Origin of the sequence: Synechococcus sp. SynAce01 (assembly GCF_001885215.1) — a bacterium.
Taxonomy (GTDB): Bacteria; Cyanobacteriota; Cyanobacteriia; order PCC-6307; family Cyanobiaceae; genus Regnicoccus; species Regnicoccus frigidus.
On the sequence record NZ_CP018091.1, the window covers coordinates 1,070,582 to 1,086,934 of the forward strand.

The window sequence follows — 16,353 nt, forward strand, 5'->3', positions numbered from 1 at the left end:
GGATCGGATCTCCGAGAGCAGCCGGGCGGAGGGATGCAGCAGGTTGCCCGTGGAGATGGCCCGGGGTGCATGGCTCTGGAGCAGGCCCACCAGTTGGTTCACCAAGGCCAGCTGGTGCTCAGGGGTGGCGCCACCGCTCAGGTGCTCAAGGGCAATGCGGGCAAGACCCGCCAGGTGCCGGGCCAACAGGCGCGGGGCTTCCTGGGGATCCAGGCCGATGGTTTCGACCAGGGCTTCCTGGAGTTGGCGCAGCTGCTGCTCTAGGCCCTCGGTGAGGAGTTGCTGGTAGAGGCCTGGGGGTGGGGCCTAGTCGGGTATGGGAAACCAGCCTCCTGAACTGCTGTAGTTGCTGTGGATCCCCAGCCAGGAATGGGACTGGATTGTTGCGATGTTATCCGAATCCGGATAAAATGAAAGCCAGCATTGACCAACAAGGCCGGATGCTTGCTCCAGCAACAGATCGGCTAAGTGAAGGCAAGATCCGATCTGTTTCTTATGCGGAAGCAAAAGCGGCAGCTGGGGATTTATGCGGAATCTTCCAATTACAAGTTTGCCTGAGGCAGGCTGATCCTCTGTTTACGCGTTTGATATGTTGGTAAGTTGTTCCACTGAGAATTTAGCAATGCAAGAATGCCACTCAAAGCTAATCAGTCATCATGGAGCTTCTCTGTTTGTTGATATTCTACTTGGCTTGGGCCTCCTCACGATTTGGGTAAACTGGAAGAACGGATACATCCAAGCCTTCTTTGACTCACCAGACACTAGAAAGAAAGCGGCGATCATTTCTCTCTTTATACTATTAGCTCCGACCCTTCTTGATCTTGGACTTTCCTTAAAAGAAGATGTTCTTCTTCTTGGCCCCCTGCTTTCGGCGGTGATTGCCCTAATGATTCGCGAAGTGTTCGCACAACACAAAGAGCAGCAGGAGATTAGGAGCAAAGTGCTTGCAGAGCTTCAAGCCAACATTAGAAGTATCAAGTCTATTGAGGACAACTACAGTTTTTTAAATGCCGTATCCGAGGGAAATGTAACATTTGATCCCTCTTGGCCAAAGTCCCTCAAAGCGGTATGAAAGAGTGAAGCCATGAAGAAGAATTATACAAAAGCAATTGCCAAGCGAATCTTCCCTCTAGAATCACTTAGGATGGTAGAAGAACTTTACTGCATAATGGAAATTCTTATTCTAAAAGCTGATGAAGGAGTGGACGGTTATGCTGACTTCGAGCAGGCACTACCTCAGTTCACAATGGTCAATGCGAAGATTTTAGACGTTGCCCAAGACTTAGGTATAACCGTTATGGGTGATGCGGAATAAGGATATGCTGAATACTATTCAGCCATTAGACTTTCCGTGCTTGGCCCTGGCTCACAACAAGATTCAGCGGACGGACGGCGTTTGTTCCTTGGTCAATATGTGTGGTTGTTCCGCCGCTGATCTTGAGCGTTAGGTGGAGCCGGGTAATGGCCAGAGCAACCTCATTTTCGGATACACTTCTTCTCTTTCTCTATAGAGCAGAATATGGCTTGGAAGGAGAGTCAGCTGCCACTGATTAGGCGCAGGCAACGACTGAACTGCCGAGAGGAGAAGGCTACGCACACTCATGCCACTTTCTTGAATAACTATTATCCGGGAAGCCGCAAAGTCAGCGTGAGCTTGTTCGTACAAGCGTCTTTCTTCGGCTGTGTCACCATTCCTATTTCCTTGAAATCTGATCCAGTATGGGGTGTGCCTGCAAACCAGTCTAAGCAACTCTAATACATCGTATGTACCCGGGGGGATTTCCGAGCATGGATATTCAGGATCAACAGGATAAAGGACATGCCAGTGGGTATCTGCAAGCTGGGTCTTGTCTCGTCTTCTTCCTGGATCGTTAGGGCCAAATCCGCGAGAATTCCAGCTTGGTGAATAGAGAGATATCATATGTGATTCGGGTTTAAATGCATCCCATGTGTGCGCAAAATGAAGGCAACGAAAGCTGACCTCGCCTGGTGAGATTCCAATTCTTCCCTGTAGCTGTCGGCGATGCTTCTCCAACCTACTCTTCGCGCTGTCATCAGCCTTGCCGATATAGACAACCAAGCCGTTATGCTGCAAACCATAGATCCCAGGCCTCTCTTCTACTGAAGTCAGATTTAAATCATGCAAGGGCAAAGGAGCAAGTAGATCGAAGTCAGAAGCTAACTGCTGAAAAAGAGGAGTCGCAATATCAAACTCGAATAAGCCACATCCATCTGAAAATCTATCTACGAGTGTCACGATAAATGCCCTAGGCAAGAATCTACGGAATTACTAGTCCCTTTTAGGTGCTGGAGAGCCTTGTAGATGGATTCTGCCGCTTCATTAGGATTTAGAAATATTGTTGAGGTCCAGATTCTAATTACTGTCCAGCCTTCTTGCATAAGCCTTTGGTTTACCTGTCTATCTCGTTCGATATTCCCTAGAATTTTACTACACCAAAACCCAGCGTTGGTTGGGAAGAGATCTTCGAGTTTTGATAGTTTTCGGACCTTGTGCTCATTTCCATGCCAGAAGTCTCCATCCACAAAAACTGCAAGTTTATATTTCATGATCGATATATCAGGCCTGCCGTAAACGTTCTTAGTATCGACTCTGTATCGAATGTCCATCCTGTGTAGAGCTCTTCTAAGGATAAGCTCTGGCGTTGTATCTCGCCTCTTAATCTTCCCCATGATCCGGGATGTCGTGGCAGCATCTCTTGTCATAAGAGGCTACATTCCAGAGTGAAATCTCATATGAAGCCCAATTTCTTTAGCGAGCTGGACGGGAACGGCATTTCCAATATGTCTCATTGCGTGCGAACGCGCTCCAAGAAACTCATAGTCATCTGGAAACGTCTGAATGCGTGCACTTTCACGTACGGTCATATATCTTAGTTTTCCATCATTAAAACGAATCATGGCTTCACCACCACATACGCCATGGACTCCAGCTTTAATTGTTTTACCCGGGCGATCAATATCTGATCCCGTGTGACCTGGATAAGAACGAGCACCTGGTATTCCTATATGATTTAAATAGTCTGGATGTGGCTTCCCATCGATAGGTTCTGGCAGTCCCTCGATAGCATCTCTAACTGTTTGCCAAGGCTCAAGTCTTGGCGAGAGGAGATTACTTTGTTCGGATGAGCTTTTTGCCTTGCTTATGCTTCGACTTGGTGGAGCGATAAGGTTATGACGATCCCAGTAATCACCAGAAACAAACTGAGAATAATGAAGCGATGCCTCAGAATGAGTGGGAGTAATCGGTGGCAGTGGACAGTCGGAGATGTCCGAACGAACAGCCATTAGAACAACACGTTTGCGAATTTGAGGAACACCGAAGTCAGCCGCATTCACAAGTTGCCTGGTAACGTAATAATCAGGCTTACAGTCTCGTGAAATGCGGACTCTGATTCGTTCAGCATGCTCAGCCCAGGTTTCATTTTTCCTTGGGATGCACACTGGATCTCGAAGCTGCATTTCTACGTAATCAAAGTAAGGAGCAAACGACTTTCTTAATAGGCCGGCTACATTTTCAAACAAAACCAATTTAGGCTTGCAACGCCTAACCAAGGCAAGAGCAGCGGGAAACATATTCCTGCTATCATTCATTCCAGCATGAATGCCTCCAAGAGAAAATGGCTGACATGGTGGCCCACCAGCAAGTAGATCCAATGAATCATAGTTCTCAATAGCATCAAGCTCAATATGACGAACATCATGGAGCATGACAGCATTATCTTTCCATGCTTGATTTTTGCTGCCGTGAATTGCCCAGCAGCGAGCATTATGTCTTAAGGTGTCACACGCTTTAGAGTCAAACTCAACTAAAGCCGAATGATTAAAACCAGCTGCATGCAGCCCCAATGCCATTCCCCCACCACCGGCAAACAGCTCAAGTGAGCGGAGCCTTGACTGGGAATCAGGTTGCCCAACAGAGGGCGTGGGGGATGCTTGGAGGACCATGCGCATATGGTAAGGCCTCCAACAAGCCCTCCAGCAGAGGGGAGAGCTGTCCTTGCAGTGGCCTTGAGGATGTTATCCTAGACAGACTCTAGAAGCCCACTTAGCATCAAGATCCACCGTGCGGGGCTAACGCTGTTGTGTAAATGCGTAGTGATTCGTCCAGCCACTGATCTTGAACGTTAATGAATCCAGTCTCAATATCCCTTCTTCCCCCAATCACCCCAGGCACTACACCCCGAAGCTCCTCACAATCACCCTCCCGCCTTGGAATCAGATGCCAATGTGCATGAAAAACCGTCTATCCAGCCTCCTCGCCTGAGTTCAGCCCCACGTTCCAGCCGCTGATCGTGGCGTCCTGGGCGCTCAGCTGCTCCCTCCTTAGCTTCAACAGCTCCACCACGGCGTTTCACTCCGGCTGGTGCAGCTCCAGGGAGTTGGCCACATGCCGACGCGGGACCACCAGGCTGTGCCCCTCGCTCACGGGATAGGCATCGGCGATGCAGATGGCAAGCTCGTTCTCCAGCAGCACCCGGCCGCTGCCCTCCAGTGCGCAGAACACGCAATCCACCTCACGTCTGGCGTCGCTGGCCTGCACACCGCGGAAGCAGAGTCCCTGCAGGTTGAGTATGGCGTCGGAACCCCCCAGGTTCCGACGCTCCCATAACCAGGGTCAAGCTGGATGATCAATGTGCCAGTGCGCATCAATCCGGCGTATAACAAGCGGGAAAGATGGTATTCAAAGCGTCTCGAGAAATGGCTACCGACTGGTCAAGAGAGGAAGTTGCAGAAACCGTGGCAGACTACTTCGCCATGCTTGCTGCTGAACTCTCCGGGGTTCCTTACAATAAAGCAGCTCACCGGCGCGCGCTGATTAAGCGTCTTTCAGGTCGTTCGGAGCAGTCCGTTGAGTTCAAACATGCGAATATCAGTGCGGTGCTGATTGACCTGGGATTCCCTTATATTACTGGTTACAAGCCTCGATCCAACTATCAAGGCCTGCTGCATGACATTGTTTCCGAGAGACTTGTATCTGATAGCCAGCTCCTGAATGTTGCGGCCGCAGACGCTGACAGGTCGATCGTGGTGCCGGAAGTTGAAGACATTCTTAGAGTGCTCACCAAACCGCCAGCCATGCAACCACGAGACCAGGAACCTAGTAGAGAAAGCCTTCAGGCAACGAGGACATGTATCTCAGTCAACTACTTGGAGAGAGAAGCGCGTAATCGCTCGCTTGGTACTGCTGGTGAGCTCTTTGTCTTGAACTTTGAGCGTGCAAGGCTGATCAACCTTGGCAAAGAGAGGCTTGCCGAGAAAGTCGAGCACACATCGCAAACGCGGGGGGATGGGACCGGGTTTGATATTCTCTCGTATGAGGAGACTGGCGCCGATAGGCTCATTGAAGTAAAAACAACAAAATATGGGCGAGAAACTCCGTTCTTCGTATCCAGAAATGAACTTGCGGTGTCTGAATCAGAAGCATCTCACTATCATCTCTACCGTTTGTTTGGATTCAATGTGAAGCCTCGTCTTTTCACTCTTGCTGGTGCCTTCTCGGAATCATGCAAGCTTTCTCCTTCAAGCTATCTTGCAACCGTTATCTGATCTCTTGGATGCTGGTCTACAGAGCACATCTCAATAGCTCTGATGCTCCGCAATCACACCCCGAACCCCACCCCGCAGCTGCTCACAATCCCCTTCTCGCCGCGGGATCAGATGCCAATGGGCATGGAACACTGTCTGCCACGCCGCCTCTCCTGACTTCAGCCCCACATTCCAGCCGCTGATCTCGGCATCATCAGCCGCGAGCTGCTCCCGACGGCGCTTGAGCAGCTCCACCACCGCATTCCATTCCGGCTGGTGCAACTCCAGCCCGTCGGCCACATGGCGCCTGGGGATCACCAGGCTGTGCCCCCTCACTCACCGGGTAGGCATCGGCGATGCAGAGCGCCAGTTCGTTCTCCAGCAGCACCCGGCTTCTGGTCTCCTGCCTGTGCTGGTAGCTGGCGAGGAGTCCGCGAAAGTCGGTGCGATCCGTGTCGCGCTTGCCGGCATTGCATGGGCATTTCTGGGGATGATGTGATCCACCTCAAGGGCGCACTGGCCCGGGTGAGCACGCGGTACTTGATCGAGCCACTGATCGGCGTGCGGTGGCGGCTGCGCCGCCCAACAGGCGTTCGTGGTCATGGGCGTAGCTGGTCAAGCCGTTGAGGGTGAGTCGTCGATCTGGGTCACGTTCTCCCCGACGATCCTGGAGGTCGGCACCGTGAAGACCGTGCTGGCCCAGGCGGAGCTGCTGATACACCGGTGGTACTTGCGATTACAGCAGCCCCAGCCCCTTGGCAACCCGCGCCGTCTTCTCTTTCACCGGCTTTCCCGGCGACCCTGAGCGCCACGTTTACCTCCATCACGACGGCTACCCCACCGGAGCCGCCTGGCGCTTTGCAGTAGCCCTGCGTGAAGCCGCTGACGCCTCCGGGTTCCTTGTTGCCTTCCTGAGAAGCCAGCAGCAAGCGGAACCCCTGGCCAGCCCCGAGCAGGCCGCCGATGCCGAGTATCGCTACCGGGTGCGGTTTCCCCCCGGCACCGATCCCCACCTTGAGGTGCAGTGTTGGCGTCGGATTCCTGGTAGCAGCAGCTGGAGTCCCCGCTGCGGTCCCATGCCGGCGGCTGCCTTCATCAAGCGGTTCTTGCCCGGTGATCAGCTTTGACCCGGCCAAGCGCCTGCGAACCCTGGAGCAGCGCGACCTGGATTTTCTTGATGCCGAGAGCGTGTTCAACGGGCCCATGATCGAGATCCCCGATCGAAGGAGAGACTATGGTGAAATCAGAATCGTCTGCGTTGGATTGCGGCATCAGGCACATCATCTCCATGCGAAAGGCCAATGAAAGAGAGCAAAATCGGTTTCTCCCCCACCTCTACTAAAGGCGAGATCCACTCTGATCTTCAGCGTGTGGATGCCCATGTCATCCAACCCGAAGAATACGAAGAGATCCCTGAAATCACGGAGGAAGATCTCATTAACGCCGTGATCAAACGCCCTGGCCAGCCAGATCAACCTTATAGGGCCAAACCAACCCAAGCCTCTTGACCCCATCGGCCTCAGTGCCTCAGGGCATCCCGATGGGCATGCAAGAACGTCTCCTGCTCGCGGCTGAACGGCCGGATCAGGTTGGCACCATCGATCCCCCAGCAGCGCAACGCATCGCGGGCCGCCTCATGCTCACAGAGCAGTGCACCCCCGGAATCGAAGCTGATCCAGTGACGGTCAAACAGCTTGTCCACATGGGGGGAAAGCAGCAGGCCGTTGGCACCGCTGAGCCGCTCGCGGTTGTCGCAATCCCGCCAGGGTTTGATGTGGCTCGCCACCAGAAACTGTTGTCGCGCTAGCCCCGTGACCCGGCAGGCCGGCTCCAGTTTCGACACCCGATTGCTGAACAACCCCTGCCCCAGCCGCGCCTTGGTGAGCGCATCGCGCTCGGTGCTGCTCAGCTCAACTGCTCCGCAGAAGCCTTCGGCTACGCCGCCCAACAGACGGTAGTGGTCGTTGGCGTAGCTGGTCACGCCGTTGAGGGTGAGCAATCGATCTGGGTCACGTCTTCGCCCAGGATCCGGCGGGCGATGTTCTGCGCCGGGGCGGGGCTGCGGCGGCCCAGCAGTTCCAACCGCTGCGCGGAAGCCTTCGGCTAGAGCATGAGCGGTTGGTCGATGGGGCTCATGCGCATCCGCCGCGTCACGTCGTCGCGCAGGCGTTCGTAGGTGGGGGGGGGGGCGGGGGGCATGGAGCGATGGGGGCGGTGGCCGGGGGCTCCGGCCAGGTCCGGCTTTGGGCGGCCCGTCAGGCTGGCGCTCCTGCTGGGATCCTCTCTGTCATGGGCGCGTGGCGGCTGCAGCCAACCAGGCTCCGGGTGTGGTTATGCCGCCCCAGTCCCCTTCATCTACAGAACCAATGGGCAGGCCACGGCAACACTTGGGCCTCATCCAGCGGGGGAACGGACAAGAGCATCCGCTCCAACCCTTGCCCACTCGCGCTGCCATCACGTCCACCACGACGGAGTCCCAGCGTGATGCCCCTGTCGGCCTGCACCATGATCATGTGGATAGACAACGTCTACCTGAAAGGGCTAGGGTTGCTTAACGCCTGCTGTTGATCCGTGGCTGCCACTCCTCGACTCAGCTGGAACTTGCGGGTCACGCCCGACGATCAGGCGCTGATCGATCGCGCGGTCCGTACTTCTGGCCTCACCCGAACCGACTTCGTTCTGCAGGCGGCCCGCAATGCCGCCCGTGAGCTGCTGGTGCAGCAGGCCTGGCAGGCCATTTCGCCTGAACAGTTCGACTTGTTTCTTCGCCAGCTCGACGCTCCGCCCACCCCATCGGATCGTCTACAACGCACCATGACGGCACCGAAGCCCTGGCAGCGCTGATGGATCTGCAGGCGCCGCAGCCGCTGGCGCAGCATCACAGCACTGTCGGCTTTGACTGTGGCGATTCCAGCCTTGACCACTGGCTTCAGCAGCGTGCACTGACCAACCAGAAGGGCGGTGCGACGCGCAGCTTCGTGGTCTGCAATGGCGACGACATCGTCAAGGCCTATGTAGCCCTGGCCTCCGGCTCGGTGGCCGTGGCCTCAGCCCCTGGGCGTTTCAGGCGCAACATGCCCGATCCCATTCCAGTGGTGGTGTTGGCGCGGTTGGCGGTCTGCCGCAGTGTCCAGGGACGAGGCATCGCTCGCGCACTGCTCGCCGATGCGTTTGAGCGGGTGCTGCAGGCCAGCACACAGATCGGCGTGCGCGGCATCGTGGTTCATGCAGCGTCCACGGAAGCCCGCAGCTTCTATCTCCACATGGGTTTTGATCCCTCACCCATCGACCCCGACACCCTGCTGATCCGTCTCTCGGATGTGGCGGCCACCTTGCCGTTCTGATCTGAGCGGCGCAGGGTGTCGCTGGCCTGCAGGTTGTGCTGAGGTCGTCGGAGCCGCTCATCGTCCTGGGCACGATGTGGTCCACCTCCAGGGCCCGCTGGTGAGGGATTTGCTGAGCAACAGCCCGCGCCGCAGCATTCGCAGCGGCCACGGGCGCGGAAAGTGTTGAGGCGCTGGCGGCAGAGCTGCAGCAGCTCATCGCGCTCGGCAACGCTCAGCTCTACTGCTACGCAGAAGCCTTCGGCTACGCCGCCCAACAGGCGGTAGTGGTCGTTGGCGTAGCTGGTCACGCCGTTGACGGTGAGTCGTCGATCTGGGTCACGTCTTCGCCCAGGATCCGCCGGGCGATGTCCTCGGCTGGGGCGGGGCTGCGGCGGCCCAGCAGTTCCATGAGCATCAGCGGTTGATCGATGGGGCTCATGCGCATCCGCCGCGTCACGTCGTCGCGCAGGCGTTCGTAGGTGGGGGAGGTGGGAGGGGGCATGGAGCGGTGCTGGCGGCTGCCGGGCGCTTGGGCCAGGTCTGGTTTTGGGCGGCCCGTCAGGCCGGAGCCCCTGCCGGGATCCCTTCTGGCGCGGGCGCGTGGCGGCTGCAGCCAACCCAGTCCCCTCCATACCCAAAACCGATGGGAAGGCCATGGCAAAACGTGCTGCGGGCCCTGGAGCCGCGCGGCCCGGGATCGGGGCGGTACTGGCGAGGGGCAGCAGAATGGGCATCATGACCGCCAGCCAACCCCCAACGCTCCAGCAGCTGTCGCAGTTGGCGCCCAAGCTGCAGGCGCTCATCGCTGCCCACGGTGGTCGGGATCTGCGGGTGTTTGGCTCTGTGCTCCACGGCACGGCAGCGAACCAGAGCGATGTGGACCTGCTTGTGGATTTCCCAGGCAGCCCCAGCTTTGAGCAGTACATGGATCTCAAGCTGGCCCTGGAAGATCTGCTCAACGCTCGGGTGGATCTGGTCACCCGGCGCGGACTTCGCCCGGAATTACGCCAACGCATTGAGCAGGAGGCCCTTCCGCTTGCCTGAGCAGCACCAGGGTCGCGACTGGACCTTGTTTCTTCAGGACATTCGGAAGTGCTGCACCAAGGTGCTCCGCTACAGCAGTGGCCTCACCAAGCAACAGTTTCTCGATGATGAGCTGACGCTTGATGCCGTGCTGAGGAATCTGGAGGTGCTGGGCGAAGCGGCTAAGCAGATCCCTGCGGAGATCCGGGAGCGCCATTTGCAGGTTCCTTGGCGGCGAATTGCTGGTCTCCGTGATGTTCTGGCCCATGCCTACTTTGGCCTGGAAGACGACACCATCTGGCAGATTGTTTCCGAGAGCCTGCCAGCCCTTGCCGCACAGTTGGACCAGGTGGCTGAGGCTGAGCTGTGACGGCGGAAGCCATGCGCGCAGCCGAAGACTTCTGCCCGGCAGACCACATCCTCGCCGCGCTGCTCGCGGAACGCAGCAGAGGGCCAGGGTTGGCTTTGGGCGGCCCGTCAGGTCATCGCCCCTGCTGGGATCCCTTCTGGATTGGGCGCGGGCGGCTGCCCAGTCAGCAGCAGGATCCCTTCCTCCACTGCAAGAGTGATGACACTGGAGGCGGCCATGCAGGAAATCCTTTTCGTGGTGGAGGAAGCGGAGGATGGCTCCTTCCGGGCCAGTGCTGCCGGTGCAGCGATCCACACCGAGGCAGGCACCCTCGAGGAGCTCCACCGGGAGATCCGCGATGCCGTTGTCTGCCATTTCGATCCCGGCGAGGCGCCACCCCTGATCCGTCTTCATCACGTGAGGCAGGAACTGCTGGCCCTGTGAGGATTCCGCGGGACGTCAACGGCCAGCTCTTGGCTGAGCGCCTGCAACGCCATGGCTACGCGGTGACCCGACAGACAGGCAGCCACACCTCACAATTCCCGCCCACAAGCCCGTGAAGGTCGGCACCCTGCGCCAGATCCTCAAGGACGTGGCCGCTCAGCTGGGCTGCTCGATCGAAGAGCTGACCGGCAGCCTGGACCTATGAGGGCTGGCCTTTGGGGCCGCGCTTCTTTTTCGTGGGGATCCTGTCCGCTGACGCTCGATAGCCACTGATCGGCGTGTCTCGCCCATTCGCTTCATGCGTTCAGTGGCATGGGCGCATCCTCGCTGGGGTGTGACGGGGGTGGCACTTGTAAGGGGAAGAACACAGGCAAGCCAGGCCGCCATGTCAGCTCGTGATCGCCGTCGCCCTGTACCACCGCTTGACGTGCCTACGCCTGGCGGTGGTAAGGTAGCGGTGTGATCAGGTCGTTTCGTTGCCGAGACACCCAGGCCTTGTTTTCGGGAAAGCCGGTGCGGCGCTTTGGGAGCATCGCTCGCGTGGCCTTCCGCAAGCTCTCCTTGCGCAAGCTCGCCATTCTTGATGCCGCCGCAGGCCTCAACGATCTGCAGATTCCACCAGGCAACCGCCTGGAGCCGCTCCGGGGAGACCGCCATGGCCAGCACAGCATCCGCATCAACGACCAGTTCCGGCTCTGCTTTCACTGGACGGAAGCCGGGCCAGAGGATGTCGAAATCGTTGACTATCACTGACGCGATGCTCGTTCACCCCGGCGAGGTGCTGCTGGAGGAGTTCTTGCGGCCATTGGGGATCAGCCAGTACCGGTTGGCGCAGGCGATCGATGTGCCCGAGAGCCGCATCAACGCCATCGTGAAAGGGCGGCGGGCGATCACTGCCGACACCGATCTGCGCCTTTGCCGGTTCTTTGGTCTGAGCGAGGGCTTCTGGCTGCGGATGCAAGGGAGCCATGATCTGAAGCTGGCCAAGCAGGCTCTGGAAAGTGTGCTGCCGGCGATCGAGCCAATCCAGCCAATGGCGTGAGCAGCGCTGTCGGCTCGGCGTCGCTCAGTTCGTCGCCACCCAACAGGCGGTAGTGGTCGTTGGCGTAGCTGGTCACGCCATTGACGGTGAGTAGTCGATCTGGGTCACGTCTTCCCCCAGGATCCGCCGGGCGATGTCCTGGGCTGGGGCTGGGCTGCGGCGGCTGAGCAGCTCCATCAGCATGAGCGGTTGATCGATGTGGCTCATGCGCATCGGCCGCGTCACGTCGTCGCGCAGGCGTTCGTAGGTGGGGGAGGGGACAGGGGGTGGCACTGGTGAGTTGAACAGCAAACCTCTGAACGTGTGGTCTGGATCGTTGTCGTGGTTGCATTTGCATCAGCTCTACAGTGGTGAGATTGCTCCCTCGGAGGCCTCGGCTGATGGCGGCACATTTCTCTCTAGCTAAGATGAGTCTGGAAGAGAAGCTCGAGGCGATGGAACTCCTCTGGGCAGATCTCTCCGCTACGCCCGATCAGGTCGATTCCCCCTCCTGGCATCGCGATGAATTAGAGCGACGCCGTGAGCAGGTACGGCAGGATCCTGACCGTTTTCAGCCCTGGAATGCTGCCATCGCTGAGCTGAGATTTGAGCTCCGTGGACATCAGACTTCTTGACGCCGCCAGGGATGATCTCCGCAATGGCTGGATATTTTATGAGCGCCAACTCGTCGGCCTTGGCGACCGTTTTCTTGACGCCATTGAAGCCGATGTCCGGTTTTTGTCTCTGTACGCTGGCATCCATTCGAAGGTCGACGGCTTCCATCGGCTGCTAATCAGAAGATTCCCATTCGCGCTCTACTACTTGGTGGAGGAGGAAAGAATCGACATCTACGCCATCCTCGACTGTCGCCGCGATCCGCTCTTGATTCGCTCACGGCTACAGACCGATCGGCCCAACCCGTGAGCCCAGGCAGGCCGCCGATCAGGCTGTAGGCGTCGTTCCCGTAGGCGGTGATGCCGTTGCCGGTGAGCACCCGCTGCACGTAGGTGTCGATCTGGGTCACGTCTTCCCCCAGGATCCGCCGGGCGATGTCCTGGGCGGGGGCTGGGCTGCGGCGGCCGAGCAGTTCCATGAGCATCAGCGGCTGGTCGATGGGGCTCATGCGCATCCGCCCCGCCAAGTAGTCGCCCAGGCGTTCGTAGGTGGGGGAGAAGCCCCTACCAGGCGCCATGCCTTTGCATGCCCCCTCCACCAGGCCGGAGGAACTATTGTGTAGACACCTCACCATGAGGTCACACATGGCCACGAATCTCGCTCTCGATCAGGCCCTGCTCGATCACGCCTTCCGTGTGAGCGGTGAGCCCACCAAGAAAGCCGCCGTCACCCGCGCCCTGCAGGAGTTCATCGCGCGCCGGGAACAGCGCCAGGTGGCGGAGCTCTTCGGCAAGCTCGAGTGGGATCCCGGCTACGACTACAAGGCCGAACGTGATCGCCAGCTGTGAGTTTGCTGGTCGACACGTCGGTGTGGTCGCTGGCTTTTCGCCGTGATGGCCAGCAGGGCGTGCCTGAGGTGGGTGCACTCCGGGCCGCGCTCCAGGGTGCCGACCAGGTCTTCACCACCGGATTGGTGCTCCAGGAAGTGCTGCAGGGTTTTGCCGGCCCCAAAAACCGTGACGAGCTCGTGGAGCGCCTCTCCGTGCTCGCCTTTCTTCAGCCCGATAAGCAGGATCACATCGCCGCCGCCGGCATCCGCAATTCCTGCCGCCGCCGGGGTGTCCAGATCGGCACGATTGATGCCCTGCTCATCCAGCTTTGCCAGCGCTACGACCTGACGCTGCTCACAACGGATCAAGACTTTCAGGCGGCTTCTCAGCACGTGGATGTCCGGTTATGGGTGTGAGCAGCACCCGGCCATTGAGTACTTCTTGGAATGATGTGAGCCACCTCCAGGGCGCACTGGTGCGGGATTTGCCAAGCAACAGCCCGCGCCGCAGCTCATCGCGCTCGGCTTCGCTCAGTGGTGATGCCGTTACCGGTGAGTCTTGGCGTCGTGCATGTTCACCTGACGCATGGCCACCACCGCTGGCTTGAGTTCAACCAGTTTAGTCGACTAACCTGATCATTCCGGCATGTGCTTCTCAACGGAGACCCGCGTTGGTCCGTGGAGTAACCAACGTCCCTGCCATTTGTGGCCCAGCTCAGCGGAGAGCTGTTGGCTGATCAGAGCCCACTCCAGAGCGGCATCCGCCCCCACGCCAGAGATAAACGGCTCGAGTTTTCACCTTGCCAAGCGCCTCAGAAAATTCCGAGTGTTTTCTTCTTGCAATAGCCAGCCCCAATGTTCATCCATCCCGATGGACAGGGCTTTCCAGCGGTGGGCGTCACCTCGTAATAGATGAATGAATTGCAATGCTGCTTCAGGTCATTCACATAACCGAGCGGACACTGGTCATATCCCGGGAGTTTGGGAATCCGCTTTTGAGCCTGTGCTGTGCCAGGGGTCAGCAGCGGCAGAACCAGAAGCCCAGTGACCAAAGCGAGAGGTAGTTTCTGCACGGGGAGAGCCATCAAGTCATCAAACATAAGGAAAGTTCTCTGAATAGCGCCGCTTGGCCTGCCAAGGGCCGCTCTAACACCCGGCAGCCTAATCCGATTGAAACGATCTGACCCATTCAGCGGACGGTTGCCCGCGCCGATCTCGTCGCAGCGGTGGGACATTCGCCTGGAATCGAGACGTGAGGGAGGCCCTGCTGCTCGACACGAAGCGTTGGTAACCTTGATTTGAGCAGAAGCGAGAGCCTGTCGATGGCTCCTCTCAGGATCCGCAACCTCGAAGGCAGCACCAAAGCCCGGTTATTCAGCAAATCGATGCGGTGATTGCCGCCACCGTCCTGGCCCACAACGCTCAGCTCGCCACTGGGATTATGCCGACTTTGCCGAGGTCGAACTGAAGCTGATCACCCCCTGGCTCCTGCCATGACCACCCGTTCCCTACCGCCGATCGCTGGCGACGAAGCCGAGATCCTCGCTTTGGTGCAGCCAGCCGGCCCGGTCTTTCTGCCGCGCACCAACTTAAAGCTGGAGCAGATCAGCTCAGGCTTTGCCTGCGCCCTGCACATGCACCAGCCCACGATTCCAGCTGGGGCTGGTGGAGAGCTGATCTCCCAGCTTCAGTACATGCTGGAGCACCCCGGCGAGGGTGATAACCACAACGCCAAACCGTTTGCCCACTGTTACAAGCGTCTCGCTGAGATCATCCCCCAGCTGATTGCAGAGGGCTGCAACCCTCGGATCATGCTGGATTATTCCGGCAATCTGCTCTGGGGTTTTGAGCAGATGGGCCGCGTCGACATTCTCGATGCCCTCAAAAAACTCGCCTGCGATCCAAATCTGCAACCCCATGTGGAATTCCTGGGCAGTTTCTGGAGCCATGCCGTAGCTCCCTCTACGCCGATCCCCGATCTGAAGCTGCAGATCCTGGCCTGGCAACAGCATTTCGCCGCCATCTTCGGTGCTGAGGCGTTGCAACGGGTCAAGGGATTCTCGCCGCCGGAAATGGCCCTACCCAACCACCCCGACACCCTCTATGAATTGATCAAGGCCCTGCGCGCGTGCGGCTACCAGTGGCTGCTGGTGCAGGAGCACAGCGTGGAGAATTTCGATGGCTCCAGCCTCAGTCAGGAGCAGAAGTACCTTCCCAACCAACTGGTGGCGCGCAACTCCAGCGGCGAGTCGGTGTCCATCACCGCCCTGATCAAAACCCAGGGCTCAGACACCAAGCTGGTGGGTCAGATGCAGCCCTGCTACGAAGCGTTAGGGCTGGGCCGTCAAGGGCTGGGGGAAACCACAATCCCTGCGCTGGTGTCCCAGATTGCCGACGGCGAAAATGGCGGCGTAATGATGAATGAATTCCCCTCAGCCTTCATCCAGGCCCATCAGAAAATCGCCGCTATGGGGAGTGATTCAGGCCCTCAATCAGGCACGGTGGCGATCAATGGCACCGAATATCTGGAGTTGCTGGAAGCCGCCGGTGTCAGCGCAGCTGAATTCCCGCACATTCAGGCGATCCACCAACACAAGCTCTGGCAAAAAGTTGCTAGCCAAACCACTGGCAGCGCGCCCACCCCACAGGCCACCGAAGCGGCGATCGCTGAACTGCAAGCCAACGATCCCCAGTTCTCAATGGCGGGAGCGTCGTGGACCAACAACCTCAGTTGGGTGGAGGGCTACGGCAACGTGCTGGAGCCAATGAACCAGCTCAGCGCCCGCTTCCACCAGGTGTTTGATCCCTTGGTGGCGGGGGATCCTGCCGTGACCAAAACCCCGCCCTATCAAGAGGCGCTGCTCCAGGTGCTGCTGCTGGAAACCAGCTGTTTCCGCTATTGGGGCCAGGGCGTCTGGACTGACTACGCCCGCGAGATTCACCGGCGTGGTGAGGCGGTGATGGGTTAGGCCGCTGACACCCAGCTGTGGAGCTGAAGGCTCGGCACCTTGGCGAATTCACGTGTGTTGTTCGTGATCAGGATGGCCTGTTGGCTCAGGGCATGGGCCGCCTCATCAAGGGTTGATCTCAGCGCTGTCTTATTCCTCAGGCTGCTGACGCTTGATCTCAAACCCCGGCTCAAAGTCTTTCAGAGCAGCCTCCAGGATTTGCCAATGATCGTCTACCGGTAGCAAAAGCA

At 58.1% G+C, this 16,353-nt stretch carries 28 protein-coding genes; 18 read left to right on the plus strand and 10 right to left on the minus strand.

What is annotated here, in order from left to right:
- Nucleotides 1–33: 33 nt before the first annotated feature.
- The 3 genes from BM449_RS05645 to BM449_RS05655 all read left to right on the plus strand — a co-directional run bounded on the left by BM449_RS05645 (nucleotide 34) and on the right by BM449_RS05655 (nucleotide 1,315).
- Nucleotides 34–264, plus strand: a complete 231-nt coding sequence (locus BM449_RS05645) for a hypothetical protein (RefSeq protein ID WP_071800431.1) — start codon at nucleotides 34–36, stop codon at nucleotides 262–264.
- 427 nt (nucleotides 265–691) lie between these two features.
- Nucleotides 692–1,072: a hypothetical protein gene (locus tag BM449_RS05650; RefSeq protein ID WP_071800432.1), complete on the plus strand. Its 381-nt coding sequence runs from the start codon at nucleotides 692–694 to the stop codon at nucleotides 1,070–1,072.
- Nucleotides 1,073–1,084: 12 nt separating this feature from the next.
- Nucleotides 1,085–1,315: a hypothetical protein gene (locus BM449_RS05655; protein ID WP_071800433.1), complete on the plus strand. Its 231-nt coding sequence runs from the start codon at nucleotides 1,085–1,087 to the stop codon at nucleotides 1,313–1,315.
- Nucleotides 1,316–1,444: 129 nt separating this feature from the next.
- Here the strand turns inward: BM449_RS05655 and BM449_RS14950 are convergent, their stop codons facing one another.
- The 4 genes from BM449_RS14950 to BM449_RS15210 form a co-directional block, all read right to left on the minus strand.
- The gene (locus tag BM449_RS14950) at nucleotides 1,445–2,257 is read right to left on the minus strand and encodes a hypothetical protein (protein ID WP_145536936.1); all 813 of its coding nucleotides are present in this window, start codon (nucleotides 2,255–2,257) and stop codon (nucleotides 1,445–1,447) included.
- Nucleotides 2,254–2,724: a very short patch repair endonuclease gene (locus tag BM449_RS05660; protein WP_071800434.1), complete on the minus strand. Its 471-nt coding sequence runs from the start codon at nucleotides 2,722–2,724 to the stop codon at nucleotides 2,254–2,256. The genes BM449_RS14950 and BM449_RS05660 overlap by 4 nt, the downstream gene beginning before the upstream one ends.
- A 6-nt stretch (nucleotides 2,725–2,730) precedes the next feature.
- A complete protein-coding gene (locus BM449_RS05665) occupies nucleotides 2,731–3,972 on the minus strand; it encodes a DNA cytosine methyltransferase (RefSeq protein ID WP_311134039.1) in 1,242 nt (413 codons plus the stop codon).
- Nucleotides 3,973–4,372: 400 nt separating this feature from the next.
- Entirely contained in the window at nucleotides 4,373–4,561 is a 189-nt protein-coding gene (locus tag BM449_RS15210) for an HIT domain-containing protein (RefSeq protein ID WP_071800435.1), read from the minus strand.
- Between the two features lie 134 nt (nucleotides 4,562–4,695).
- On the opposite strand from BM449_RS15210, the gene BM449_RS05675 reads away from it, so the two are divergent.
- Nucleotides 4,696–5,568, plus strand: a complete 873-nt coding sequence (locus tag BM449_RS05675) for a DUF3883 domain-containing protein (RefSeq protein ID WP_205526854.1) — start codon at nucleotides 4,696–4,698, stop codon at nucleotides 5,566–5,568.
- A 30-nt stretch (nucleotides 5,569–5,598) separates the two neighbouring features.
- On the opposite strand, the gene BM449_RS05680 is transcribed toward BM449_RS05675, so the two are convergent.
- On the minus strand, nucleotides 5,599–5,883 hold the full coding sequence (locus tag BM449_RS05680; RefSeq protein ID WP_120352762.1) for an HIT family protein: 285 nt from the start codon (nucleotides 5,881–5,883) through the stop codon (nucleotides 5,599–5,601).
- 419 nt (nucleotides 5,884–6,302) lie between these two features.
- Between BM449_RS05680 and BM449_RS15215 the strand changes: the two genes are divergently transcribed.
- The 3 genes from BM449_RS15215 to BM449_RS05695 are packed head-to-tail and all read left to right on the plus strand — an operon-like array spanning nucleotide 6,303 to nucleotide 7,055.
- Entirely contained in the window at nucleotides 6,303–6,674 is a 372-nt protein-coding gene (locus BM449_RS15215) for a hypothetical protein (RefSeq protein WP_071800437.1), read from the plus strand.
- On the plus strand, nucleotides 6,661–6,852 hold the full coding sequence (locus BM449_RS15220) for a BrnT family toxin (RefSeq protein WP_233831142.1): 192 nt from the start codon (nucleotides 6,661–6,663) through the stop codon (nucleotides 6,850–6,852). The genes BM449_RS15215 and BM449_RS15220 overlap by 14 nt, the downstream gene beginning before the upstream one ends.
- Nucleotides 6,849–7,055: a hypothetical protein gene (locus BM449_RS05695; protein ID WP_071800438.1), complete on the plus strand. Its 207-nt coding sequence runs from the start codon at nucleotides 6,849–6,851 to the stop codon at nucleotides 7,053–7,055. Before BM449_RS15220 ends, BM449_RS05695 begins: the two co-directional genes overlap by 4 nt.
- A gap of 11 nt (nucleotides 7,056–7,066) precedes the next feature.
- Here BM449_RS05695 and BM449_RS05700 read toward each other — a convergent pair whose 3' ends face one another.
- A complete protein-coding gene (locus BM449_RS05700) occupies nucleotides 7,067–7,528 on the minus strand; it encodes an HNH endonuclease signature motif containing protein (RefSeq protein WP_205526855.1) in 462 nt (153 codons plus the stop codon).
- A gap of 590 nt (nucleotides 7,529–8,118) precedes the next feature.
- Between BM449_RS05700 and BM449_RS05705 the strand changes: the two genes are divergently transcribed.
- Nucleotides 8,119–8,391 (plus strand): DUF1778 domain-containing protein, encoded by a 273-nt coding sequence (locus tag BM449_RS05705; RefSeq protein WP_071800440.1) that lies wholly within the window; start codon nucleotides 8,119–8,121, stop codon nucleotides 8,389–8,391.
- Nucleotides 8,391–8,891: a GNAT family N-acetyltransferase gene (locus tag BM449_RS05710; protein ID WP_071800441.1), complete on the plus strand. Its 501-nt coding sequence runs from the start codon at nucleotides 8,391–8,393 to the stop codon at nucleotides 8,889–8,891. The genes BM449_RS05705 and BM449_RS05710 overlap by 1 nt, the downstream gene beginning before the upstream one ends.
- Nucleotides 8,892–9,177: 286 nt before the next feature.
- On the opposite strand, the gene BM449_RS05715 is transcribed toward BM449_RS05710, so the two are convergent.
- Nucleotides 9,178–9,375, minus strand: coding sequence for a hypothetical protein (locus tag BM449_RS05715; protein WP_071800442.1), 198 nt, complete (start codon nucleotides 9,373–9,375; stop codon nucleotides 9,178–9,180).
- A 152-nt stretch (nucleotides 9,376–9,527) separates the two neighbouring features.
- On the opposite strand from BM449_RS05715, the gene BM449_RS05720 reads away from it, so the two are divergent.
- From BM449_RS05720 to BM449_RS05745, 5 genes are all read left to right on the plus strand, one after another.
- Nucleotides 9,528–9,917, plus strand: a complete 390-nt coding sequence (locus tag BM449_RS05720; RefSeq protein ID WP_233831145.1) for a nucleotidyltransferase family protein — start codon at nucleotides 9,528–9,530, stop codon at nucleotides 9,915–9,917.
- The gene (locus tag BM449_RS05725; protein WP_071800443.1) at nucleotides 9,910–10,266 is read left to right on the plus strand and encodes a DUF86 domain-containing protein; all 357 of its coding nucleotides are present in this window, start codon (nucleotides 9,910–9,912) and stop codon (nucleotides 10,264–10,266) included. The genes BM449_RS05720 and BM449_RS05725 overlap by 8 nt, the downstream gene beginning before the upstream one ends.
- 216 nt (nucleotides 10,267–10,482) lie before the next feature.
- Nucleotides 10,483–10,689 (plus strand): 2-oxoisovalerate dehydrogenase, encoded by a 207-nt coding sequence (locus BM449_RS05730; RefSeq protein WP_071802013.1) that lies wholly within the window; start codon nucleotides 10,483–10,485, stop codon nucleotides 10,687–10,689.
- A 513-nt stretch (nucleotides 10,690–11,202) separates the two neighbouring features.
- Entirely contained in the window at nucleotides 11,203–11,442 is a 240-nt protein-coding gene (locus BM449_RS05740; protein ID WP_311134219.1) for a type II toxin-antitoxin system RelE/ParE family toxin, read from the plus strand.
- Complete coding sequence (locus BM449_RS05745) at nucleotides 11,429–11,731, plus strand: HigA family addiction module antitoxin (RefSeq protein WP_233831148.1); 303 nt, start codon at nucleotides 11,429–11,431, stop codon at nucleotides 11,729–11,731. Before BM449_RS05740 ends, BM449_RS05745 begins: the two co-directional genes overlap by 14 nt.
- Nucleotides 11,732–11,803: 72 nt before the next feature.
- Here the strand turns inward: BM449_RS05745 and BM449_RS05750 are convergent, their stop codons facing one another.
- Nucleotides 11,804–12,004, minus strand: a complete 201-nt coding sequence (locus BM449_RS05750) for a hypothetical protein (protein WP_145536939.1) — start codon at nucleotides 12,002–12,004, stop codon at nucleotides 11,804–11,806.
- 161 nt (nucleotides 12,005–12,165) lie between these two features.
- Between BM449_RS05750 and BM449_RS05755 the strand changes: the two genes are divergently transcribed.
- Nucleotides 12,166–12,345, plus strand: coding sequence for an addiction module protein (locus BM449_RS05755; RefSeq protein WP_233831257.1), 180 nt, complete (start codon nucleotides 12,166–12,168; stop codon nucleotides 12,343–12,345).
- Between the two features lie 158 nt (nucleotides 12,346–12,503).
- Here the strand turns inward: BM449_RS05755 and BM449_RS15225 are convergent, their stop codons facing one another.
- A complete protein-coding gene (locus BM449_RS15225) occupies nucleotides 12,504–12,902 on the minus strand; it encodes a hypothetical protein (RefSeq protein WP_186437637.1) in 399 nt (132 codons plus the stop codon).
- A 67-nt stretch (nucleotides 12,903–12,969) separates the two neighbouring features.
- On the opposite strand from BM449_RS15225, the gene BM449_RS05765 reads away from it, so the two are divergent.
- A complete protein-coding gene (locus BM449_RS05765; RefSeq protein ID WP_071800449.1) occupies nucleotides 12,970–13,173 on the plus strand; it encodes a type II toxin-antitoxin system VapB family antitoxin in 204 nt (67 codons plus the stop codon).
- On the plus strand, nucleotides 13,170–13,571 hold the full coding sequence (locus tag BM449_RS05770) for a PIN domain-containing protein (protein WP_071800450.1): 402 nt from the start codon (nucleotides 13,170–13,172) through the stop codon (nucleotides 13,569–13,571). Before BM449_RS05765 ends, BM449_RS05770 begins: the two co-directional genes overlap by 4 nt.
- 395 nt (nucleotides 13,572–13,966) lie before the next feature.
- On the opposite strand, the gene BM449_RS05775 is transcribed toward BM449_RS05770, so the two are convergent.
- The gene (locus BM449_RS05775) at nucleotides 13,967–14,239 is read right to left on the minus strand and encodes a hypothetical protein (protein ID WP_233831260.1); all 273 of its coding nucleotides are present in this window, start codon (nucleotides 14,237–14,239) and stop codon (nucleotides 13,967–13,969) included.
- 408 nt (nucleotides 14,240–14,647) lie between these two features.
- Between BM449_RS05775 and BM449_RS05780 the strand changes: the two genes are divergently transcribed.
- Nucleotides 14,648–16,123, plus strand: coding sequence for a glycosyl hydrolase family 57 (locus BM449_RS05780; protein ID WP_071800451.1), 1,476 nt, complete (start codon nucleotides 14,648–14,650; stop codon nucleotides 16,121–16,123).
- Nucleotides 16,124–16,353: the final 230 nt, after the last annotated feature.